At 30.5% G+C, this 20846-nt stretch carries 25 protein-coding genes; 9 read left to right on the top strand and 16 right to left on the bottom strand.

Annotation, left to right across the window (positions count from 1 at the left end; all coding sequences use genetic code 11):
• Window positions 1–90: 90 nt before the first annotated feature.
• Together ACIQ06_RS09890 and ACIQ06_RS09895 are read left to right on the top strand one after the other, a co-directional pair.
• Window positions 91–1665, top strand: coding sequence for a T9SS type A sorting domain-containing protein (locus tag ACIQ06_RS09890; protein WP_396145908.1), 1575 nt, complete (start codon window positions 91–93; stop codon window positions 1663–1665).
• A 67-nt stretch (window positions 1666–1732) separates the two neighbouring features.
• The gene (locus ACIQ06_RS09895) at window positions 1733–2209 is read left to right on the top strand and encodes a GyrI-like domain-containing protein (RefSeq protein ID WP_396145910.1); all 477 of its coding nucleotides are present in this window, start codon (window positions 1733–1735) and stop codon (window positions 2207–2209) included.
• Here ACIQ06_RS09895 and ACIQ06_RS09900 read toward each other — a convergent pair.
• Entirely contained in the window at window positions 2198–2641 is a 444-nt protein-coding gene (locus ACIQ06_RS09900; RefSeq protein ID WP_396145912.1) for a hypothetical protein, read from the bottom strand. The two genes, ACIQ06_RS09895 and ACIQ06_RS09900, sit on opposite strands and share 12 nt — an antisense overlap.
• A gap of 203 nt (window positions 2642–2844) precedes the next feature.
• Between ACIQ06_RS09900 and ACIQ06_RS09905 the strand changes: the two genes are divergently transcribed.
• Window positions 2845–3024, top strand: a complete 180-nt coding sequence (locus ACIQ06_RS09905; protein WP_396145914.1) for a hypothetical protein — start codon at window positions 2845–2847, stop codon at window positions 3022–3024.
• Between the two features lie 32 nt (window positions 3025–3056).
• Here ACIQ06_RS09905 and ACIQ06_RS09910 read toward each other — a convergent pair whose 3' ends face one another.
• From ACIQ06_RS09910 to ACIQ06_RS09920, 3 genes are read right to left on the bottom strand one after another with little or no spacing between them, the layout of a single operon-like run.
• Window positions 3057–3431: a YchJ family protein gene (locus ACIQ06_RS09910; protein ID WP_396145916.1), complete on the bottom strand. Its 375-nt coding sequence runs from the start codon at window positions 3429–3431 to the stop codon at window positions 3057–3059.
• 6 nt (window positions 3432–3437) lie between these two features.
• Window positions 3438–3578 carry a hypothetical protein gene (locus tag ACIQ06_RS09915; RefSeq protein WP_298307608.1) on the bottom strand — a complete coding sequence of 47 codons (141 nt, stop codon included), beginning with the start codon at window positions 3576–3578 and terminating at the stop codon, window positions 3438–3440.
• A 2-nt stretch (window positions 3579–3580) separates the two neighbouring features.
• Window positions 3581–4147: a DUF1543 domain-containing protein gene (locus ACIQ06_RS09920; protein ID WP_396145918.1), complete on the bottom strand. Its 567-nt coding sequence runs from the start codon at window positions 4145–4147 to the stop codon at window positions 3581–3583.
• Window positions 4148–4236: 89 nt separating this feature from the next.
• Here ACIQ06_RS09920 and ACIQ06_RS09925 point away from each other — a divergent pair, with 89 nt between their 5' ends.
• Window positions 4237–4746, top strand: a complete 510-nt coding sequence (locus ACIQ06_RS09925) for a hypothetical protein (protein WP_298307603.1) — start codon at window positions 4237–4239, stop codon at window positions 4744–4746.
• Window positions 4747–4813: 67 nt separating this feature from the next.
• Here ACIQ06_RS09925 and ACIQ06_RS09930 read toward each other — a convergent pair whose 3' ends face one another.
• Window positions 4814–5767, bottom strand: a complete 954-nt coding sequence (locus ACIQ06_RS09930) for a TerC family protein (protein WP_396145921.1) — start codon at window positions 5765–5767, stop codon at window positions 4814–4816.
• 210 nt (window positions 5768–5977) lie between these two features.
• Between ACIQ06_RS09930 and ACIQ06_RS09935 the strand changes: the two genes are divergently transcribed.
• On the top strand, window positions 5978–8167 hold the full coding sequence (locus tag ACIQ06_RS09935; RefSeq protein ID WP_396145923.1) for a glutamine synthetase III: 2190 nt from the start codon (window positions 5978–5980) through the stop codon (window positions 8165–8167).
• 79 nt (window positions 8168–8246) lie between these two features.
• On the opposite strand, the gene ACIQ06_RS09940 is transcribed toward ACIQ06_RS09935, so the two are convergent.
• Window positions 8247–9281 carry a PQQ-binding-like beta-propeller repeat protein gene (locus ACIQ06_RS09940; RefSeq protein ID WP_396145925.1) on the bottom strand — a complete coding sequence of 345 codons (1035 nt, stop codon included), beginning with the start codon at window positions 9279–9281 and terminating at the stop codon, window positions 8247–8249.
• Between the two features lie 28 nt (window positions 9282–9309).
• Window positions 9310–9762, bottom strand: a complete 453-nt coding sequence (locus tag ACIQ06_RS09945; RefSeq protein ID WP_396145927.1) for a T9SS type A sorting domain-containing protein — start codon at window positions 9760–9762, stop codon at window positions 9310–9312.
• Window positions 9763–9856: 94 nt separating this feature from the next.
• Here ACIQ06_RS09945 and ACIQ06_RS09950 point away from each other — a divergent pair, with 94 nt between their 5' ends.
• From ACIQ06_RS09950 to ACIQ06_RS09960, 3 genes are all read left to right on the top strand, one after another.
• The gene (locus ACIQ06_RS09950; RefSeq protein ID WP_396145929.1) at window positions 9857–10708 is read left to right on the top strand and encodes an OmpA family protein; all 852 of its coding nucleotides are present in this window, start codon (window positions 9857–9859) and stop codon (window positions 10706–10708) included.
• Window positions 10709–10854: 146 nt separating this feature from the next.
• Entirely contained in the window at window positions 10855–11646 is a 792-nt protein-coding gene (locus ACIQ06_RS09955; RefSeq protein WP_396145931.1) for an OmpA family protein, read from the top strand.
• Window positions 11647–11747: 101 nt separating this feature from the next.
• On the top strand, window positions 11748–12941 hold the full coding sequence (locus tag ACIQ06_RS09960) for an AIR synthase related protein (RefSeq protein ID WP_396145933.1): 1194 nt from the start codon (window positions 11748–11750) through the stop codon (window positions 12939–12941).
• A gap of 19 nt (window positions 12942–12960) precedes the next feature.
• Here the strand turns inward: ACIQ06_RS09960 and ACIQ06_RS09965 are convergent, their stop codons facing one another.
• From ACIQ06_RS09965 to ACIQ06_RS09975, 3 genes are all read right to left on the bottom strand, one after another.
• Entirely contained in the window at window positions 12961–13320 is a 360-nt protein-coding gene (locus ACIQ06_RS09965; RefSeq protein ID WP_396145935.1) for a hypothetical protein, read from the bottom strand.
• A gap of 60 nt (window positions 13321–13380) precedes the next feature.
• The gene (locus ACIQ06_RS09970) at window positions 13381–13788 is read right to left on the bottom strand and encodes a hypothetical protein (protein WP_396145937.1); all 408 of its coding nucleotides are present in this window, start codon (window positions 13786–13788) and stop codon (window positions 13381–13383) included.
• A gap of 173 nt (window positions 13789–13961) precedes the next feature.
• Window positions 13962–15122 carry a helix-turn-helix domain-containing protein gene (locus ACIQ06_RS09975; RefSeq protein WP_396145939.1) on the bottom strand — a complete coding sequence of 387 codons (1161 nt, stop codon included), beginning with the start codon at window positions 15120–15122 and terminating at the stop codon, window positions 13962–13964.
• A 129-nt stretch (window positions 15123–15251) separates the two neighbouring features.
• Here ACIQ06_RS09975 and ACIQ06_RS09980 point away from each other — a divergent pair, with 129 nt between their 5' ends.
• Window positions 15252–15686, top strand: a complete 435-nt coding sequence (locus ACIQ06_RS09980) for a hypothetical protein (RefSeq protein WP_396145941.1) — start codon at window positions 15252–15254, stop codon at window positions 15684–15686.
• Window positions 15687–15747: 61 nt separating this feature from the next.
• On the opposite strand, the gene ACIQ06_RS09985 is transcribed toward ACIQ06_RS09980, so the two are convergent.
• The 6 genes from ACIQ06_RS09985 to ACIQ06_RS10010 all read right to left on the bottom strand — a co-directional run bounded on the left by ACIQ06_RS09985 (window position 15748) and on the right by ACIQ06_RS10010 (window position 20781).
• Window positions 15748–16947, bottom strand: a complete 1200-nt coding sequence (locus ACIQ06_RS09985) for a peptidylprolyl isomerase (protein WP_396145943.1) — start codon at window positions 16945–16947, stop codon at window positions 15748–15750.
• Window positions 16948–16977: 30 nt separating this feature from the next.
• Window positions 16978–18096, bottom strand: coding sequence for a peptidylprolyl isomerase (locus tag ACIQ06_RS09990; protein WP_396145945.1), 1119 nt, complete (start codon window positions 18094–18096; stop codon window positions 16978–16980).
• An 11-nt stretch (window positions 18097–18107) separates the two neighbouring features.
• The gene (gldI, locus tag ACIQ06_RS09995) at window positions 18108–18662 is read right to left on the bottom strand and encodes a gliding motility-associated peptidyl-prolyl isomerase GldI (RefSeq protein ID WP_396145947.1); all 555 of its coding nucleotides are present in this window, start codon (window positions 18660–18662) and stop codon (window positions 18108–18110) included.
• Window positions 18663–18665: 3 nt separating this feature from the next.
• Entirely contained in the window at window positions 18666–19670 is a 1005-nt protein-coding gene (locus tag ACIQ06_RS10000; protein ID WP_396145949.1) for a bifunctional oligoribonuclease/PAP phosphatase NrnA, read from the bottom strand.
• A 62-nt stretch (window positions 19671–19732) separates the two neighbouring features.
• Complete coding sequence (crcB, locus tag ACIQ06_RS10005) at window positions 19733–20104, bottom strand: fluoride efflux transporter CrcB (RefSeq protein WP_396145951.1); 372 nt, start codon at window positions 20102–20104, stop codon at window positions 19733–19735.
• Complete coding sequence (locus tag ACIQ06_RS10010; RefSeq protein ID WP_396145953.1) at window positions 20104–20781, bottom strand: DUF805 domain-containing protein; 678 nt, start codon at window positions 20779–20781, stop codon at window positions 20104–20106. The genes crcB and ACIQ06_RS10010 overlap by 1 nt, the downstream gene beginning before the upstream one ends.
• Between the last annotated feature and the right edge of the window lie 65 nt (window positions 20782–20846).

Below are 20846 nucleotides of genomic sequence, written 5' to 3' on the forward strand. Positions count from 1 at the left end.
ATTTGTTTTTTAAAAATAGGTGAAATAATTTTTTTTCATATAATTTGTTAAAAACTAGATAATAAATTAATTTTGAGCAAAACAAACAACATGAAAAAAAGTACTTTTATTTTATTTATTTTTATTTTTAATCAAATAGGATTTAGTCAAACTACCTATACATCTACAAATTTTGCTAATGCTGGTGATCAATTAATGGTCAGTACATCTACTCCAGCAGGATTAACCTTAGATTATGTTCAAACAGGTACAAATAGTAATTGGGATTATTCAGCATTAATTCCTGCTAGTCAAGAACCACTTATTTGGCAAAATCCCAATACTGCTGGATATAAAAATATATGGTGTTTATTAAATGGATATTTGTTTAATTGTAATTCTCAATTTAATAATAATTTTAATTTGGCTACCAAACTTACCAACGGATTACAATTTCAAGGTTTAGGTTTTGCAAATGTGATTGATCATTTGAATAAAACAACTAGTCAGTTAGCTAATAAAATGATTGGAGCTCAAATTACTTTAAATGGAACTACAATTCCATTTGTTGCATCTTATCAAAGTCCTGATGTTTTATATCAGTTTCCTATGAATTATAACGATTCCTATAGCAATCCAATTGCATTGAATGTTAATTTAAATAGTTTTGGAATTCCAATTCAACTAGGAATTAATGGTACTCGTTCAAATGTAGTTGAAGGTTGGGGTACATTAACAACGCCTTTTGGAACCTATAATAATGTTTTAAAAATCAAATCTACTTTAGTTCAACAAATCACAATTACAACTCAAGCTGGTCCGCAAGTTGTAGAACAAACTACTGTTTCCTACGAATGGTTTGATCCAGCTTATAAAATAGCTGTCCTTCAAGCAACAGGAACAATAGTAGCAAATCAATGGGTTCCAAATTCAGTTACTTATTTTGATATCCAACGTTGTTTACAGCCTACTGCACTTTTTGTTCCTGCACCAATAACAGCCGATTTTAATCCGACAACAAATAATGCATCAATATCTTTTTTTAATAGTAGTATTAATTATGATACTTTAAGTTGGAATTTTGGTGATGGTTCACCTACAAGTTCACAAGAAAATCCTGTTCATAATTTTTCTTGTCCTGGTACTAAACAAGTGACATTAACAGTTACAAATCTATTTTGCAATCCTGATCAAGTAGATACATTTACAATTCCAGTAGTAATTACTGATAGCCAAAATGCATTTACAACGAATGTAACAGTAAATAGTACCAATTTAACAGCTGATAGAACGCTTGCTGGAACAGCCTATCAATGGATTGATTGTAATAACAATAATACTCCTATCAGTGGTGCTACAAGTCAAGTATTTACACCAACTCAAGATGGGAATTATGCAGTCCAATTAACCACAAATGGTTGCATAAATGTTTCTGATTGTTATCCGTTTTCAACATTAATGACTTCATATTTTAATTGGGAGAATGAAATTAAAGTTTACCCTAATCCAACCAATGGTCAAATTGTAATAAATGGTCAAGTTGATGTTCAATCTGTTGAAATTTATAATGTTTTAGGTGAATTAATTAATAATAAAGCCGATTTGTCTGGTTTTTCAAGTGGGTTATATTTCCTAAAGATAAAAACATCTCAAGGAACTGCTATTAGAAAAATAATTAAAGAATAAACCTTTTTATCCGAAATATCATCTTTTAAAATCCAATAAATTGGAGAGTTAAAAAATTTACTGAGTAATGACTCCAACCATAAAAACCTTCCCAACCACAAAATTCATAGGTAAAAACCTTTCGTTTACCTACGCGGATTATCGTGTTTTTGAATTATGGAGCAGTTTTATGCCACGACGAAAAGAAATTCAAAATACAATCGGTTCTGAATTATATAATATTCAAATCAATCCTGAGAATTTCGATTTTCAACCCAATACGCCTTTTGTAAAATGGGCAGCAGTAGCTGTTTCAACATTTGATTTTATTCCAGATGGAATGGAAACCTTGGAAGTTCAAGAAGGTTTATATGCCGTTTTTAATTATAAAGGTGATCAAAGCAATGTTGCTGCATTTTTCAACTCAATTTATAAAGAATGGTTGCCTAATTCTGATTATGAATTAGGCAATCATCCACAGTTTGAGGTTTTAGGTGAAAAATATAAAAATAACGACCCAAATTCTGAAGAAGAAATTTGGATTCCAATTAAATTAAGAAATTGATATAATGGTATTTTCAATTGTTCCAATTGTTATTTTTTCTCCAATTGTTTTTTCTTTAATTGAGTTATAAATAGGTGCTTCTTCGGAAATTGCAATTACATTTTTGCCATTCAACTTAAATTGTTGAAGTGAGATTCCAATAAAAATGTACAAATCTTCAGTTTCTATCAAGCTTCCCAATTCAATTTTAGTTGTTTCTTTATTTTTATAGGTTTCTAAAAAATCTAAATTGTTTTTGGCTTGAACTAGAATTTGCTCATAGCGTAATTGCATTTCTTTAGCTTCATCTTGATGAGAAAAATCTTCAGGATCGATACTATCATTTTCGTCAATATCGGAAGCGTTTTTATATCTTGAAATAGAATTCTCTATAGTACTTATAACAACGTTTTGCTCGTTGATGATGCTTTTAATAATTTCATTTTTGTTCATAGTAATCTCTTTTATATTTTTATATATACAAAGTTATAACTCAAATAATGATTGATTTGAAACCAAAATCATTGTTTAATTAGAAAAAAAGTGGTAAATAATTATAAAAATTAATATATTGTGTGCCTATTAACCAAAAAAAACTATAATCAATGAAACATTTCTGAGGTTTTCTGGCATTGCTTGGTATTGCAGCAATAGTTATGAATTATTTGGACAGAGTGCCAAGATTGTTAATGTGGATATATAATTGGGGTGATAATGTAGCTTGGGCAATTAAAATTGGCTTAGTAGTAATTGGAGGTGCGATGTATTTATTTGGGCCAAAAGACGAAGAGGATGCTCCAGAAGAAGGTAGTCCGAAAGAACCAACAGAGGAATAAATACTAAACCGAAGCTTTTGTCTTCGGTTTTTTTATTGATAGGTTCCATCAACATAAAACCAAGTTCCATTTTCAAAAGTAAATGTTGAATGTTCATGATGAATTTGAGCTTTCAATTGGTAATCCAGATAGTAAGCTTTAAAAGTTACTGTAGTTTCTGTACTTGCTATTACCTCGAGTTTTATCCATTGGTTGCTTTTGCTCCAAGCTAAAATATCAGATTTTTTATGAAATTTTCTTGTACTTGAATGAGTTGTAGCAACTAAATAATCAGCTTCACCAGTTGCAAAAGCAGAATATCTTGAGCGCATTAATACTTCAGCCGTTGCAGGTTTTTGAATTTCTTTGATATAAATTTCACAACAATTTTCAAAAGTCTCAGAACTTCCACAATAACAATTCTTCATAGAAAATTATTCTTTTTGCTCGTTAAATTTTCGAACCATTGCTTTTAGCTTTTCTTCACGTGCTGCCTTTTTTGCTTTGGCTTTGTCTTGCGCCTTATGGAGTTTGTCGTTATGCGCTTTGATGTTTTTATCTGTATTTCTGCTCATAATTAAACAATTTTATCAATTTTTAAATAGCCAATATGCAAAACATCTTCTGATGAACCTTCTTCTTTTTTAGAGATTGAAATATCAAAGTTATCCTTAAAAATTGGAGCCAATATTTCTTTTACATTAAAGGCATCATCAATATCAATTCCGAATTTATCATCAATGTGAGAAGTCGCTCCTTTAAAAGTGCAATGTTTGTAAAAAGTAGTTGCTTTTGCTTTTTTGGAAGCTTCTGCTAATGTTTCGCCAACTGCAAGAACTTTATAATGATATTCTTCAAATTCATTTTCTTTATAACCACCAAGATTGATAAAAAATAAATTATCAGAAGAAGCGATTGCTTTTCCTTTTGGAAGAATTTCTATTTGAAAATTATCCACATTGGTAACTTCTCTCCAAGCATCAATGTGAATTCTACCTTTTGCTTCTGGCCAAAAAGCCTTCATATTTGGAATTAATTCTTTTAATGATGTTCCAATTCCAAAAAAAATATCGTGCTGCTCTGTGTAGCGTCCTTCTGGTCTACAGCCGAGCATTATCATGTAAAGTTTGTTTTCATTTTTCATCCTTCAAAGGTACAATTTTTTATAAAAAGAAATTTTTGGCACAACAATTGAATAAGGTTAAATATCATTAATCATAAAAAATAGAAATCATGAGAAAAATTACTTTATTATTAGCATTTATCGGGATGATAAGTCTAAACAGTTGTACCGTTAACGAGGTAAGAGATACGCCAGTTGATAATGATACTATAAGTGAAGTTTTTGAAGTTACGCGTTCTTTTACGCCTTCAAATAATTTTTACAATTTCATTGTTTTACCACACACTACTTACAGTTCTGATATGATTTTAATGTATAGATTGACAAGTACATCTGGACCTGATGTTTGGAAAATGCTTCCAGAAACCTATTTCTTTAATGACGGAACATTAGATTTTGGTTACGATTTTAATTTCACACAAAATGATATTGAATTGTTCATGCACGGAAATGATTTAGGAACAGTTTCAAATAACTTCAGAATAAATCAAGTATTTAGAATAGTAATTATTCCTGGATTTTTTGGAAAAAGCGCTTCTAATACAGTTGACTTAAACGATTACAATGCAGTTATAAAAGCATATAATATCGATGACTCTAAAGTAAAAGTATTAAAATAAAATAGATTTGGTTAGTCTATAGTTTGTTTGTTTGGATAGAGGTTGTAAGTAATTACAGCCTCTTTTTTTATGCCTCTTTTTCTTCGTCCTTAGCTTTTGATAATGAAACCAAAATCCCTCCAAGTAAAGCCAATGCAATAAATCCTAAAGAAACCCATTCTGGAAATTTGTAATGGTGAATAATCAACATTTTAATTCCAACAAAAGTCAAAATGGCAATCAAACTGTATTCTAAGTAGCTGAATTTTTCTAACATATTGGCTAGGAAAAAATACATAGAACGCAATCCAAGAATGGCAAAAATATTAGAACTAAATACTAAAAACGGATCGGAAGTAATGGCTAAAATAGCAGGTACGCTATCCATAGCAAATAATACATCCATTAATTCAATTACGATAAGAGCTACAAATAAAGGTGTTGCAAAAGTGATGTTTCTTTTCTTGATGAAAAATTTCTGTCCTTCTATGTGCATTGTCACCGGAATTATTTTTCGCATGTTTCTAAAAATAAATGATTTCTTCGGATTGAATTCGTCATCTTCACCTTTGAATAACATTTTGGCTGCTGTAAATATTAAAAAAGCGCCAAAAACATAAGTCATCCAACTGAATTTATTGATAAGTAAAACACCAAAATAAATCATCAAACCTCTAAAAATGATGGCGCCAAGAATTCCCCAAAACAAAACGCGATGCTGATATTTTTGTGGAATTTTAAACGATGCAAAGATTACTGCAATTACAAATATATTATCAACACTTAAAGAAAGCTCAATTAAATAACCTGTAATGTACTTCATTACAGCTAAATTGGGTGTAAGTTTTGTCGGATTATCAATATAACCATTTTGGTAAATCCAATAAACCACTCCTGAAAAAAGAAAAGAGATGGTTACAAAAATACCAGTCCATTTCCCAGCTTCTTTTGAAGATATGATATGAGGCGTTTTATTGAAAACACCTAAATCTAATGCTAAGAAAAATAAAATTGAAGCAATAAAAATTATCCAAACTAACATATAATTGTTTTTTACAAAGATAACATTATAAAATTTCAAATTCCAAATTCCAAATTCCAAAATTAAATATAGTAAGATTGGTGTTTGGAATTTAAAAAATTGGAATTTATTAATTTTACCCCTAAAAAAATAGGGTATAATTATTTTTGAATGAAAATATTATTATATTTGCATCAAAATATAAGGGTATAAATTTTAAAAATCAATTTTATGTCAACTTTACGTTTTCAAGCATTAAAAGATGCATCGGCTAGAAAGCCAGTAAAATTTGAAGAAGCTGGAAGAAAATCAGCTCTTTTTGGTTCAAATGTTTTTAATGACAAAGCAATGAAGCAATTTTTGACTTCAGATGCTTATAAAGGTGTAAAAGATGCTGTCCAACACGGAACTAAAATTGACAGAAAATTAGCCGATTATATTGCAATGGGCATGAAAGAATGGGCTTTGTCAAAAGGCGTAACTCATTATACACACTGGTTTCAACCATTAACAGGAACAACTGCCGAAAAACATGATGCTTTCTTCGAAACTTCTTACGATGGTTCAGATCCAGTTGAAAAATTTGGTGGAGGTCAATTAGTTCAACAAGAACCAGATGCTTCTTCTTTTCCAAATGGTGGAATTAGAAACACTTTCGAAGCTCGTGGATATACTGCTTGGGATCCAACTTCTCCAGCATTTATTTTCGGTACAACTTTATGTATTCCAACGGTTTTTATCTCTTACACAGGTGAAGCTTTAGATTATAAAACACCACTTTTACGTGCATTAAACGCTGTTGATGAAGCTGCAACTGATGTATGTAAATATTTCGATAAAAACGTTAAAAAAGTAACAGCAACTTTAGGTTGGGAACAAGAATATTTCTTGGTAGATAGCTCTTTAGCAAATTCTCGTCCTGATTTAGTAATGACAGGAAGAACCTTACTTGGACACACTTCTGCTAAAGGACAACAATTAGACGACCATTATTTTGGTTCTATTCCTTCTCGTGCTCTTAATTATATGAGAGAATTAGAAGAGGAATGTATGTTATTAGGAATTCCAGTTAAAACACGTCACAATGAGGTGGCTCCAAATCAATTTGAGTTAGCTCCAATTTTTGAAGAAACTAACTTAGCAGTAGACCACAATTCCTTATTAATGGATGTAATGTCTAAAGTAGGTGAGCGTCATGACTTTATGGTTCTTTTCCACGAAAAACCTTTCAAAGGTGTAAATGGTTCAGGAAAACATAATAACTGGTCGTTGGCAACTGATACTGGAGTAAATTTACTTTCTCCAAGTAAAACACCAATGAGTAATTTACAATTCTTATCGTTTTTTATCAATACAATCAAAGCGGTAAATGAATATGAAGAGTTACTTCGTGCTGCTATTGCTACTGCAAGTAATGACCATAGATTAGGTGCAAATGAAGCGCCACCTGCAATTATCTCTGTTTTCATTGGAGAACAATTGACAAAAGTTTTAGCTGAATTAGAAGGTGTTTCTAAAGGAAAATTATCTCCAGAAGAAAAAACCGATTTAAAACTAAATGTTGTAGGTAAAATTCCAGATGTAATGTTGGATAATACTGATAGAAATAGAACGTCTCCATTTGCTTTTACAGGAAATAAATTTGAATTTAGAGCCGTTGGTTCTTCTGCAAACTGTGCTAACGCGATGACAACTTTGAATTCTATCGTTGCAAAACAATTGAAAGAGTTCAAAAAAGAAGTAGATGCTTTAATTGAAACTAAAGATTTAAAGAAAGACGAAGCAATTTTCAATGTATTAAGAGAATACATCAAAGAAACTAAAAACATCCTTTTTGAAGGAGATGGATATAGTGATGCTTGGGAAAAAGAAGCTAAAAAACGTGGCTTGAGTAATCATAAAACAACTCCAACTGCTTTGAAAGCTAAAGTATCTCAAAAAGCGTTGGATTTATTCAAAGACTTAAACGTAATGAACCACGTTGAGGTAGAAGCACGTTACGAAATCGAATTGGAAGAATACACTAAGAAAATTCAAATTGAAGGAAGAGTTTTAGGAGATATCGCAAGAAATCATGTGATTCCAACAGCTATTCGTTACCAAAATACATTAATTGAAAATGTTCGTGGATTAAAAGAAATCTTCGGAAAAGATTTTGAGAAAATTGCAAAAGAGCAAATCTCTTTAATCAAAGAAATTTCGGCTCACATTGAAGGAATTAACTCTAATGTTGAAGCTATGACAGAAGCTCGTAAAAAAGCAAATGCTTTAACTGATGCTCAAAAAATGGCTGAAATGTACTGCGATAAAGTAAAACCATATTTCGAAGTTATCAGAGAACACTGCGATAAATTAGAACTTTTAGTTGATGACGAAATTTGGACGTTGACTAAATACAGAGAGTTATTGTTTACTAGATAATAAACCATCTATTTATAAATAAAATCCCGCTTAATAAGCGGGATTTTATTTGTAAATTTATTATAAAAATATGTGTTTTTTAATTAGTTGAAGAACTAACCACACTTGTTGAACCAGATAAATTTCCAAATTGTGAAACCCATGAACCAGTTATGGTGTTAAATACGTATACATTACCATTTGAGGAAGCATAAGCTAAACTTGTATCTCCAGAAATTATAGTAGAACTTCCAGATAGGTTTCCTGACTGTCCAATCCATGTTCCAGTTGTTTTATTAAAAGCATAAACGTTTCCATTAGAGGAAGCAAAACCAAAGCTTCCATTTTTAGTAGCAACTACGGTTGTAGAACCTGATAAGTTTCCTGATTGTGCTACCCAAGAATTAGTGTTTTTATTAAAAGCATAAACATTGCCGTTTGAAGCTGCAAATGCGAAATTACCATTCGAACTAACAATAGACGTCGTCCCTGAAAGGTTTCCTGGTTGAGCTATCCAGTTACCAGTAGTTTGACTAAAAGCATATACGTTACCATTAGAAGCAGCAAAAGCAAAATTTCCATTAGAAGCTACAATAGATGTAGTTCCAGAAAGGTTTGCAAATTGTGAAACCCATGTTCCGTTATTTTGGTTGTAGGCATAAACATTACCGTTTGAAGATGCAAAAGCAAAATTTGTTTTTTTATTCTCTAAAATACTGTCATTTGCAGATGATCCAACTAAACTTCCAGCGGCTAAAGCATAAGGAACTGAAAGTAATTGAGTAGTGCCAACTAAAACATAATTAGTTCCACCTGCAACATCCAATTCAACTTTTAAAAATTTAGAATTCGTTCCCCAATTAATAGTAGAAAATGTTCCTGTTGTTGGAGTTCCTTGTCCTATTACAAGATTGAATAACCCTTGTGGATTGGTCATTTTAACTTGGGTTTCGGTATATAAAACGGTCCCAGTTGCTGAGTTATCAAGAATGGATAAGCGAATACCAACATTAGAACTTACAACTGGATTTCCTGAACTGTTCATGGCAATTGCTTGATAAGAAATTCCTTGTGGCACTTGTGCAAATATTGCTGTAGAAATTAAAAAAATATAAAGGCTAATTATTCTTTTCATACTTGTTTTGATTTTAAAATTGTTTTTTCTAACGTTTGATTATTTTGAATGAGTTGAATTTTTTATTTGAAAATTGAATCAAGTAGATACCACTTGATAATTTATTTAAATCTAAAGAATTATTATTTTCAATTTTACTTTCCAAAACTAATTGTCCAGTAGTATTGTAAATTGATACATTTTCGTTCAAAAGATTTTCAGAAGTCTTAAAATAAATTGTTGCGATAGTTGGATTAGGATAAACCACAATATTTTCTGAAATTTCAAATTGCGAAACTTCTAATTGTTGTTGATTTACTTGCGTTAAAATTCCAATAAGTCCAGAGCTAGATTGATTTTGAGTTGGAGTAATCACAATTTCTCCAATTGAAACTGATGTTTGCGTTGTAATTAGACTACCAGAATTAACTGATTGTAGAACAGACTGTGAATAACATATGCTACTCACACAAAATAGTACTGAAAATAGAAATTGTTTCATAAATGTATTTTTTACAAAAATATATTTTTTTGTTAATTAATCTACTATATATTTTATTGGTAAAATATATTTTCCGTAAATTCGTTATATGCTAATGAAGAAAAAAATACTATTGCTACTTTTTATTGTTGTTCATTTTTCAAATGCTCAAGAACGGTTTGTAGTTTATTTTGACAACAACAAATTTGAACTGAATAAAACAGAACAAGCAAAATTTGATAAATGGATTTTAGAAAATAAAACATCTAAAATTTTATCAATTACTGGTTCTACAGATGAGGTTGGTTCGTCAGGATTTAATGATACGCTTTCTCAAAAACGTGTCAACTCTATTTATTCTAAAGTCAATGGAAAGATAAAAATAAGAGAAGATTTTAAGAGTATTTCTCTTGGCGAAAAAGGAGCGACTTCTCCAAATAAAGCTGAAAATAGAAAAGCAATAATTCATTATATTCTCGAAAAAGACTTAGCTCGTGAAAACGAAATATTAGGAATTAAGCCCAAAGTTGTGGTCGAAGAAGAAATTGTTCCAATAGAGGAAGAAACTATGAATTTTCCAGAAGGAGCAACTTTAGAGGATAAAATAGGACTTTCTACCAAAGGAACGTTAATCCGATTGGAAGATATTAATTTTCATATCAATACGTTTGCTATAATTCCATCGTCTAAAAAATCTATCGATGAATTAATTTATGTTTTAAAGAAATATCCAAAGTTAAAAATTGAAATTCAAGGACATATTTGTTGTGTAAATAAAGACGCAAGAAACCTTTCTTTAGACAGAGCGCGCCAAGTAAAACGAATCTTAATGTCGGAAGGGATTGACGATAAAAGAGTAAAAGTAAAAGGATTTGGAGTGTCAAAACCTAAGTTTGCTATTCCAGAGAAAAGTGAATTTGAAGCTGGTAGAAACAGAAGAGTTGAGATAATGATTTTAGACAAATAATCTAATGAAATCGCCATAAACAACTCGTTTGCTTGCAATTGATAAATCATCGAACTCCTATGAAAAATAAAATCTTTGTGAGATAAACACCAATAAATAAAAAGGCGATACCATATATGACCTCTAACAAATCAAATTTTACATATATGAAAAAGTATCTATTTCTTATTATTTTCTTTACCTTTTTTGCACAAGCACAAGAGAAACTCAACGTGTATTTTGATTTTGATAAATACAATTTGAATGACGAAGCCGTTAGAAAAATCAATTCTTGGATTGCAGAAGGAAAAAACTATCAAGTAACCAAACTTTATGGTTTTTGTGATTGGAAAGGAACGAATTCCTATAATGATACGCTGGCTTTAAAACGAGTAAATGAAGTTTATAATTTCTTGAAAGAAAGTGATATTGAAGTAAAAAAAGATATTGAAATTCGTGGTTTTGGTGAAGATTTTGTACAATCAAAAATACAAGGAGAAAATAGGAGAGTTACCATCATTTTTCAAGAAAAAAAGGAAATTATTGTAGCAGATAAAAAGCCAGAAATCCCAAAAGAACTTCTTAAAGACAAAGTAAAATCAGCCAAAAAAGGCGATTTGATTAAATTAGATAATATTTATTTCTATAATAATTCGGCTAAAGTAGTTCCCAAATCGGAACCAGTTTTATATGAATTACTGTGTATTATGGTCGATAATCCTAAGTTGGTGATTGAAATTCAAGGACATATTTGTTGTAAGTCAGCTACACAAGAAGATCCAATTTCTTCGGCTCGTGCTAAAGCAGTTTACAATTATTTGATTCGAAATAAAATTGATAGAAAACGAATGACTTTCAAAGGATATGGTGTTTCGAGACCTATTCATCCAATTCCAGAGAAAAATGCTTTGGAAGAAGATGAAAATCGAAGAGTTGAAATTTTGATTGTTGAAAATTAAATATAAAAATTCTCTTCCGAAATCGGCTTTCTACAATCTTTGAATTATCTTTGCCCAACAACTAAAAACTGATATACATCAGTTCAAGCAACACACTAAAGATGAGTTCTGATAATAGCCAACGCTACGCCATGCGCGGAGTTTCTGCATCTAAAGAAGATGTGCACAATGCCATCAAAAACATTGATAAAGGATTATTCCCAAAAGCATTTTGCAAAATTGTTCCCGATTACTTAACCAACGACGAAGACTATTGTTTGATAATGCACGCCGATGGTGCTGGAACAAAATCGTCTTTGGCTTATATGTATTGGAAAGAAACTGGAGACATTTCGGTATGGAAAGGCATTGCTCAAGATGCTTTAATCATGAACATTGACGATTTACTTTGTGTAGGAGCAACCGACAATATTTTACTTTCATCAACTATAGGAAGAAATAAAAACTTGATTCCGGCTGAGGTGATTTCGGCAATTATCAACGGAACTGAAGAATTGATTCAGGAGTTAAAATCGTTTGGAGTAACCATTCATTCTACTGGTGGTGAAACAGCTGATGTTGGTGATTTGGTAAGAACAATAATCGTTGATTCAACTGTTACGGCTCGAATGAAACGCAGCAAAGTCATTGATAATGCCAATATAAAACCTGGCGATGTAATTGTTGGAATGGCAAGTTTTGGACAAGCCAATTATGAGAAAAGTTACAATGGCGGCATGGGAAGCAATGGATTAACTTCGGCGCGACATGATGTTTTTGCGAACTATTTGGCAGACAAATTTCCAGAGAGTTTTGATAGTTCTGTTCCAAAAGATTTGGTGTATTCTGGTAACATAAAATTGACTGATGCAGTTGAAAATGCTCCAATTGATGCAGGAAAATTAGTGCTTTCTCCAACGCGTACTTACGCACCAATCATCAAAGCTATTTTAGATAAATATACTTCAAGCGACATTCACGGAATGGTACATTGTTCTGGTGGAGCACAAACTAAAGTACTTCATTTTGTTGATAATGTTCATGTTATCAAAGATAATTTATTTCCAGCGCCACCTTTGTTTCAATTGATTCAAGAGCAATCTAAAACCGATTGGAAGGAAATGTACCAAGTGTTCAACTGTGGTCATCGTATGGAAGTTTACGTTCCTCAAGAAATTGCCAAAGATATTATAGCTATTTCAAACTCGTTTGGTGTTGAAGCTCAAATTGTAGGTAGAGTAGAAGTAATGGATTCTGATATTCATCAGAACAAGAAGCTAACTATCGAAAGCGAGTTTGGAAAGTTTGAGTATTAGTTTTTTGTAATATAAAGAATTAGGAAAATTTCAAGAGTTTATTTTCTTTAAATTCTGCCTGAACTGCACAAATTTTAATTGATTTTTTATTTTTTATAAAAACTAAAGTTAATTTGGAATCATCTGCGGTTTGATATTCAGATATATTTGACAAATCTACATTGTATTTTTTTCCAACTTCTTCTGGGATTTGATATGGACCAATCACAATGTAATTATCCCAGTCAAAATCGGTTATTTTAGTTAAATCAATTGGCTTTTTTTCTTTCAAATATTCTAAGTTTATTTTTTTACTTAATTCTTTATCTGTACTTAATTCAAAAAAAGAGTTGCAAGAAGTAAGTGACGTAATAAATATTAATAATATTATTTTTTTCATTTTTTTGTACTTTCAAATAAAACACCTAATTTTTTAAAATCGCTGATAGCAGTAGTTTTCTTATTTAACTTTTATTAGTTTGTCTTGATTACCCATTTTATCATATTCAATTAAAGTATCTTTATTTATTTTGTAATCAAATCTATATTTGTCTGTTAAAATTGATATTCTAGTACTATCCACAAAGTCTAGTTTAGCTTTTGAATTGTATAGCCAATACCTTTCTTTTTTAATAGAGTCAATAAGTGCTTTTCTATCCACAAATTCCGAATAACTTACATTCGAATTGCTTTCAATTTCTAATATTTTAAAACCTTTATTATTATGGCAAATCCAAGTTCCTCTTACGTTTGAGATTAACTTCTTTTCCTTTTTTTGATTTTTTTGAGTATTCTCTGTTTCTACTTTTCGATTTTCGTTACAACTATAAAATAGAATAACAAATGCAATAATAATAGTCTTATTCATCTTAATAAGGTTTTTTTGTCAAAATGGAAGATAACGTGTCTCGTCTTCAAGAAGTTGAAGATAAATCAAGACTTCACAAATATAGATAAAACTTTAAATTAAAAACTTTTTGCATTTTAAAATGAAACCTTACTTCTCCATTTCTTGAAACCGTTGTTTGCAGAGGTAATTATTTAGATATTAATTGTTACCGAGTCTTCAATCGGCATTTTAATATTTTTAGCAAATATTTTTATCGCTATTTCAATATTATTTTCTATCAAATAATTATTAATTACAAGTCTCAATTCAACATCAAGTGTTTTTGTAGGCAAATGATGTTTTATATTACCAATTTCTGAATATATTCTATATTTTCCTTCTTTATATTCTATTTTTGGATAATTAAGTTCTTCCCAACTAGCCATTCTTGGATTCATATTAATTAAAGGGTTGTAATATTCTGGTTTTGTATAAATGCTTTCTCTAATGATATAGTTTTCAGAAGTATCAACTAAAATTTCAACTGATACATCTTCTAAAAATTTATGACTATTGTTATGTATATAAAAATTTAATTTATAAGCATTTTTTTCAAATAGGTAATAATTATCTTGTTCTTTATAATCTTCTTTAATTTCTTCTAAATTTTTTCTCAATGTATGTAAATCTCTATCTTCATATTTAGTAAAACTGAAAGGTGATTGAGATATAAAACGAATATTTCTCAATGATTCAAATTTGATTTCATTTTCCTTTCTTGAAATAATGTTTTCTATTTTAGCTTTTGTAATATCTGAAGGCAACTCAATTACCTTTCTATCAAATCTAATTTCTTTTATTACTTCACTTTCAGATAATGATAAAAATACATTTTCTGAAATGTCTGTTTCTTTTTTTTCAATAATTTGATTATCAATATCCTTTCTTGTCAATCTTGTTTGATACGAGCCTTTTCTTATAAATGAATCTCCAATTTTTAAGTTTCCATAATCTTTCTTCATCATATATGGAGGATTTGAGCAATCTATAATTTGAAATATTCCAAATGTTTTTTCATCATAAATAATCGGAAAATATTTTAAATCAATTTGAGGCTCAATATTTGAATCAATTAATTGTAGATATGTAGCTTCATCAATAAAATTCTCCTGAATGCCTAATAAATCCCTTTTTCCGTTTGGAAAATGTTTAACACCAATAATTATAAATTTATCCTCTTTGGAATTAGCATTTGCCAAAGACATAATATCTTTAAGAAAACTTTCATACATTTCTTTTTTATACTGTATAGCTTTAAAATCTAATGAAGTATTTTCGTTTTCGTATTCAATTAATTCTCCAATGTCTCTCATATTATTTCTGCTAACTAATGTATATTCGTTATTAAAGTAAAATCCTCATAACAACTTCCGTAAAAATACCAAAACTTCTTTAACTTCTTAAAAAAAACTTTGCGACCTTTGCGGTTAAATACAAATGAGATGAAACTAAACCCAAAAAGCGGAATCGATAGTTTGCTTTTCGGAATGAAGCAGCAAGATGTAATGGCGCTTTATGGCACACCAGACAAGAAGTTTGAAGACGATGATAACAACATAATCTTTTTGTACAACCAACAGAAACTGCGTTTAACGTTCTATGAAGATGAGGATTTTCGTTTGGGTTATATCATCACTTCTAATGAAAATGCAACTTTATTAGACAAAAAAGTAATTGGATGTAATGTAAAAAGTCTAATCGCTGATTTACCTTTCAAATCTTGGGAGAAAGAAGATTTCGATTCTACAGAAAATCATTTTAATGAAAGCAATTGGCTAACATTACAATCGGAATTTGATGTAGTTATAAGAATCGAATTAGGAGCCATTATAAAAGATAACGACGAGTTTGATTGGAAGTTTAAATCAAAAAAATAGTCATAAAAAAAGCACAAAATTCTAAATTAGAGTTTTGTGCTTTTTTATAATTTGATTTAAATTACTGTTTTGCAGGTAATTTATCCAAAAGTTCAATTTCAAAAATGATATTTGCATTTGGTGGAATTACACCACCAGCACCTTTTTCACCATAAGCTAATTTAGAAGGAATAAATAAAGTTGCTTTATCTCCAACAGACATTAAATTCAATCCTTCAATAAATCCAGAAATAAATTGATAGTTTCCAGCTGATGCTGTCATTGGAGCATATCCATTAGCTTTTGCTCTATTTTCATCGAATTTACCAAATTCTTTTGTTACACTTTCTACACAACTATCGAATAATGTTCCATCTTCTAAAAACCCAGCATAGTTGATATAAACGGTAGTTCCATTTGCAGGTTTTACACCATTTCCTTTTTGCGTAATTATGTATTTTAATCCTGATTCAGTTTGTGTTGCAGTCTCTTTCGTTTTTTTCAAAACATTAGATTTTGCAGCCATTACAGGTCCGAATTTTTCAATATATTCCTTTTTCTTTTGCGCTTCAAGTTCTGCTTGTAATTTTCTTTTTTCTGCTTCTAAAGCTGCTTGTTTAGCATCATCATCTGCTTTATTAGCAAAGTAATCTGTGAACGTTTTTACTGCGTCAAAAGCTTTTGCATCAGCACCTTTTCTTACAATAGTCATCGCCATAATTACATCATTTTGCTCAATCATGTTAACGACATCCATACCAGAGGTTACTTCGCCAAAAACAGTGTGTTTTCCATCTAGCCAAGGTGTCTCTTTGTGAGTAATGAAGAATTGCGAACCATTAGTTTTTGGTCCAGAATTCGCCATAGAAAGGATACCACCTTTGCTGTGTTTTAAATCAGTGATTTCATCTTTAAAAGCATATCCTGGTCCACCACTACCATTTCCAAGAGGATCACCACCTTGAATCATGAAATCTTTAATTACTCTGTGAAATTTCAATCCATCATAGAATTTTTTTCCTTTGTAAGTTTCAGAAACCTTTGGATTAGTACCTTCAGTCAAAGAAATAAAGTTAGCAACAGTTACCGGAGTTTTTTTGTACTCTAATCGAATTACAATTTTACCTTTAGTAGTTTCAATCTCTGCGAAAATCCCATCATTCGGATTGGCAACTTTAGCCATTACTTGCGTAGTTGGTTTTTTAACGACTTTCTTCTTCTTAGTTTGAGCATTCGAAATTGTTAATGCTAAAAAGAATAACATCATGATTTTTAATTTCATTTTCATTGTTCTAGTTTTAATCGGTTTTAATTATAGTTTTTCTAATATTTCTACTTCAAAAATAATATTTGCGTTCGGTGGAATTACATCTCCAGCTCCATTTTCTCCATAACCTAAATTAGAAGGAATAAATAAAATGGCTTTATCTCCAATATTTAATAACGACAATCCTTCTTCAAATCCTGGAATAGCAGCACCTTTAGAACCACATTGAAAAGGCAATGGACTATAACCATTCTGAGAAGCTCGTTGAGGATCTGATTTTCCGAAAGCATTTGCTATTTCGGCTGAGCTGGTATCAAATAATGTTCCATTCTCTAAAAATCCAGCATAATTTACAAATATTTGAGAGCCAGCTAATGGTTTTTTACCAGTACCTTTTTCTAAAATAGCATATTGTAAACCTGAAGGTAATTTTGTTGAAGCAGCTTTTTGTTCTGCAAAAAAGGCAATTTTATCAGTAATAGCTTTTTTTAGCGTTGCAGCATCAATAGCAGCTTGCTTTTTCTGTTTTTCAGATTCTACTTTAAAGTAATCGCTGAAAACTTTTACAGCATCAAATTTTTTAGCAGCTTCTCCTTTACGAATGATTTTAACCGAATTAATGGCATCGTTTTGAACAATTGTATTTACTACTTCCATTCCGTTTTCTACAACGTGACCAAAAATAGTGTGTTTTCCATCCAACCAAGGAGTTTCTTTAATAGTAATAAAAAATTGACTGCTATTAGTTGCAGGACCAGAATTTGCCATTGCTAATAATCCACCTTTATTGAATTTTAAATCGGTAATTTCATCTTTAAATTTGTATCCACAATCACCAGAACCATTCCCAAGTGGATCACCACCTTGAATCATAAAGTCTTCGGCATCACCATTACATTTAGAAATAACTCTGTGAAATAACAAATTGTCATATAATGGTTTGTCTTTCAAATTTTCTGAAACAAACGAATTGGTTCCTTCTGCTAAAGTCACAAAATTTGCCACAGTAATTGGAGTTTTTTCATATTCCAATGCCACTAGAATAGTTCCTTTTGAAGTTTCAATTTCTGCATATAATCCGTCTTTTAAGTTGGTGTGTTCGTCTTTACATCCTACAAAAAACGTTGTAATAACTGCTAATAGTAAAATTATTCTCTTTTTCATTTCTATTTAATCTATTGTTTGTTTTCGGGTTTAAAATCGTTTAAAGTTACAGTACAAATTAATGGTTCGTTGGTTCCAATTCTTCTGTCGTCACCATGATAACCAAAGGCTAGGTGAGAAGGAAATAAAAAAGTCACCGTTTCCTTTTTATGCATTTGTTTTATACCATGACGCAAACCAGACATGATGTTTTGTTTGTCAACCAAATACGTTTGTGGTTTAAGTTCTAACTGAGAGTAAATAACATTTCCAGCAATATCTTTGATTTCGTAATCAAAAAAGGCAACATCACCTTTTTTAGGACGCAAAGTATCGCTGTCATTTTTCACATCATAATGGTACCAATATCCTTTCTGTGAGGACAAATATTTTATCTGAGGATTGCTCTTGATGATAGAATCAATCTGCTTTTCTTCACCTTTAATCAATTTTTTGTTTCGCTCTACAGATTCATTCATGAAAGCTCCAGAATTTCTTGAAATTGGCATTCTTGCTTGTTGCTCTTTACAACCAATTAAGGTTAAAAGAACAAAGATAAAAACAATGCTAAATTTTATATTTCTCATAATTTATAGTTCAATTTTAGAAATGATTTGTTCAAATTTCTTTATAGTATTTGCCAAGGAATCATACGATTTTCCTCCAGCAGCATTGATGTGTCCGCCACCGCTAAAATGGTCTCTAGCAAATTGATTTACATCAAAATCTCCTTGCGAACGAAACGATATTTTAATGATATTCTCGTCTCTATGTTCGATGAAAATAGCTGCAAAAACGATGCCTTTTATAGTCAAACCATAGTTAACGATTCCTTCTGTATCACCTTTTACGTATTTAAATTCGTCTAATTCCTTTTGAGATAACGAAATATAAGAAGTTTTCTTGTCAAAAAGTACTTTCATATTTTGCAAAGCTCTTCCCAATAATTGCAATCTATCATAAGAATTATTGTCGAAAAGTAAATTCGGAATTTCAGTATTTTCAACACCTAAATCGATAAATTCTGCAACAATTCTGTGAGTCGTTCCAGTAGTTTTCGGAAATCTAAATCCGCCAGAATCGGTTAGAATTCCTGTATAAAGACAAGTTGCAATAGTTTTATCAATAAGGGCTTTTTGATTCAAATATCCAATGAAATTGTAAATCATTTCACAAGTAGAACCAAATGAAGTGTCTGAATAAGTGAACGTTGCATAAGAATCAGGCAATTGATGATGGTCAATCATAATCATTGGAGCAGAAAGTTTGCTTAAAACTTGTTCCATTTCTCCAGTTCTATGCAAAGCATTGAAGTCTAAAGTGAAAACCAGTTCGGCTTCGTTAAGAATTTTAGTGCAATTAACTCTGTCATTTTCATAAACCAAAACCGTTTCTGAAGATGGTAACCATGCCAGAAATTCAGGGAATTCATTCGGCGCAATTACTACTGGTTGATGGTTTAATTTTAATAGAAAATGATATAAACCAAGCGTCGAACCCATGGCATCACCATCGGGACTTCGATGTGGAATAATTGCAATTTTCTTAGGAGAAGCCAATAATTCTTGAATGGCTAAAATGTCTTTTTCGTTCATAGGTTGCGAAAATACTAAAAATTAACACAATCACTATATAGATTAACACAGAATTTAAAGTTTTATTTAGAAACAAAAAGTCCTAACCAAACCGCAAATATTCCTAACAAAACACTCAAAGCAATATAGCCAAAAGCTAACAAGGAATTATTGTTTTGAAACAAAGTATAATTTTCAAATCCAAAGGTGGAAAAAGTAGTATAACCTCCACAGAATCCTGTGATTAAAAACCATTTTAAATTGCTATTAGTCAAGTTGTTTTTCTCTAAAATTCCAATTAAAATTCCAATTAAAAAACAGCCCAAAACATTAGTAATAAAAGTAGCCAAAGGAAAATGATTTGCCCAATATTTATTGACAAAAACAGCTGTTAAGTAGCGTAAAACACTACCAATAGCGCCTCCAATAGCAATATAAAGAATTGTTTTAATCATTAAAATTGAAAATTATTAGAACTTAGCATAAAGGATTTAACAAATTCGTAAAATCCATATAACATATATCCTACTGAACAAATAAGTAGTATGATTTTCCATTTGTAGTTTCTAACGGATAAGGATAAGATAATAGGTATAAACATCCATATAAAATTACTGAATACATTAAAATATTTATAAATCGGATTTTCATAAAACCTTTCTGATGAACTTACAATGAAAGTCCAAATAATTTTACTAGTAAAAATCCAAAGTAAAAACGATATAAGAATAGTTGATGAGGTTTTGCTATCTAGAATAAATTCAGCAATATCAGAATTTACAGGTTTTTCTCCATATAAATTTTCTTCGTCTTCACTTTCTGTACAATATAATGCTATAATATAAAGCCCTACTAAAGGTATTAAAGCTAAAAATAGATAACTACCACTTTTACCAACATCATGCAATCGTCTTACAGCAACTGCAAGGCCTGGAATAAAGCTAAAAAGTAAATAAAGGATATAAAAAGGACCAATTAAATGGCCATCAAAATTAATTTTAAAGGATAAATCAATACAAAAGAAAAATATTGCAAAAGTTAGGTTAAACAAACTGAACATCCAGTATTCTGTACGACTTGCACGATCATCAAAGTTGGCGTAATTTCTAATTGCGTGTAAATACCATTTCATGGTTAAGTTTTTATATTGTTTTCAAAAGTAATGAAAATTATTTACCAAATAAAAACTACTATTTT

The sequence above is a fragment of the Flavobacterium sp. genome (assembly GCF_044341265.1).
GTDB lineage: Bacteria > Bacteroidota > Bacteroidia > Flavobacteriales > Flavobacteriaceae > Flavobacterium.

Bases quoted from the DNA above. Each gene is read 5' to 3' on its own strand.
- ACIQ06_RS09890 (WP_396145908.1), top strand. From the start codon at position 91: ATGAAAAAAAGTACTTTTATTTTATTTATTTTTATTTTTAATCAAATA.
- ACIQ06_RS09975 (WP_396145939.1), bottom strand. From the start codon at position 15,122: ATGAGAGACATTGGAGAATTAATTGAATACGAAAACGAAAATACTTCA.
- ACIQ06_RS09985 (WP_396145943.1), bottom strand. From the start codon at position 16,947: ATGAAATTAAAAATCATGATGTTATTCTTTTTAGCATTAACAATTTCG.
- crcB (WP_396145951.1), bottom strand. From the start codon at position 20,104: ATGATTAAAACAATTCTTTATATTGCTATTGGAGGCGCTATTGGTAGT.
- ACIQ06_RS09915 (WP_298307608.1), bottom strand. From the start codon at position 3,578: ATGAGCAGAAATACAGATAAAAACATCAAAGCGCATAACGACAAACTC.
- ACIQ06_RS10010 (WP_396145953.1), bottom strand. From the start codon at position 20,781: ATGAAATGGTATTTACACGCAATTAGAAATTACGCCAACTTTGATGAT.
- ACIQ06_RS09980 (WP_396145941.1), top strand. From the start codon at position 15,252: ATGAAACTAAACCCAAAAAGCGGAATCGATAGTTTGCTTTTCGGAATG.
- ACIQ06_RS09920 (WP_396145918.1), bottom strand. From the start codon at position 4,147: ATGAAAAATGAAAACAAACTTTACATGATAATGCTCGGCTGTAGACCA.
- ACIQ06_RS09940 (WP_396145925.1), bottom strand. From the start codon at position 9,281: ATGAAAAGAATAATTAGCCTTTATATTTTTTTAATTTCTACAGCAATA.
- ACIQ06_RS09965 (WP_396145935.1), bottom strand. From the start codon at position 13,320: ATGAAAAAAATAATATTATTAATATTTATTACGTCACTTACTTCTTGC.
- ACIQ06_RS09905 (WP_396145914.1), top strand. From the start codon at position 2,845: ATGAATTATTTGGACAGAGTGCCAAGATTGTTAATGTGGATATATAAT.
- ACIQ06_RS09955 (WP_396145931.1), top strand. From the start codon at position 10,855: ATGAAAAAGTATCTATTTCTTATTATTTTCTTTACCTTTTTTGCACAA.
- ACIQ06_RS09945 (WP_396145927.1), bottom strand. From the start codon at position 9,762: ATGAAACAATTTCTATTTTCAGTACTATTTTGTGTGAGTAGCATATGT.
- ACIQ06_RS09950 (WP_396145929.1), top strand. From the start codon at position 9,857: ATGAAGAAAAAAATACTATTGCTACTTTTTATTGTTGTTCATTTTTCA.
- ACIQ06_RS09910 (WP_396145916.1), bottom strand. From the start codon at position 3,431: ATGAAGAATTGTTATTGTGGAAGTTCTGAGACTTTTGAAAATTGTTGT.
- ACIQ06_RS09930 (WP_396145921.1), bottom strand. From the start codon at position 5,767: ATGTTAGTTTGGATAATTTTTATTGCTTCAATTTTATTTTTCTTAGCA.
- ACIQ06_RS09895 (WP_396145910.1), top strand. From the start codon at position 1,733: ATGACTCCAACCATAAAAACCTTCCCAACCACAAAATTCATAGGTAAA.
- ACIQ06_RS09935 (WP_396145923.1), top strand. From the start codon at position 5,978: ATGTCAACTTTACGTTTTCAAGCATTAAAAGATGCATCGGCTAGAAAG.
- ACIQ06_RS09960 (WP_396145933.1), top strand. From the start codon at position 11,748: ATGAGTTCTGATAATAGCCAACGCTACGCCATGCGCGGAGTTTCTGCA.
- ACIQ06_RS09970 (WP_396145937.1), bottom strand. From the start codon at position 13,788: ATGAATAAGACTATTATTATTGCATTTGTTATTCTATTTTATAGTTGT.
- ACIQ06_RS09900 (WP_396145912.1), bottom strand. From the start codon at position 2,641: ATGAACAAAAATGAAATTATTAAAAGCATCATCAACGAGCAAAACGTT.
- ACIQ06_RS10000 (WP_396145949.1), bottom strand. From the start codon at position 19,670: ATGAACGAAAAAGACATTTTAGCCATTCAAGAATTATTGGCTTCTCCT.
- ACIQ06_RS09925 (WP_298307603.1), top strand. From the start codon at position 4,237: ATGAGAAAAATTACTTTATTATTAGCATTTATCGGGATGATAAGTCTA.
- ACIQ06_RS09990 (WP_396145945.1), bottom strand. From the start codon at position 18,096: ATGAAAAAGAGAATAATTTTACTATTAGCAGTTATTACAACGTTTTTT.
- gldI (WP_396145947.1), bottom strand. From the start codon at position 18,662: ATGAGAAATATAAAATTTAGCATTGTTTTTATCTTTGTTCTTTTAACC.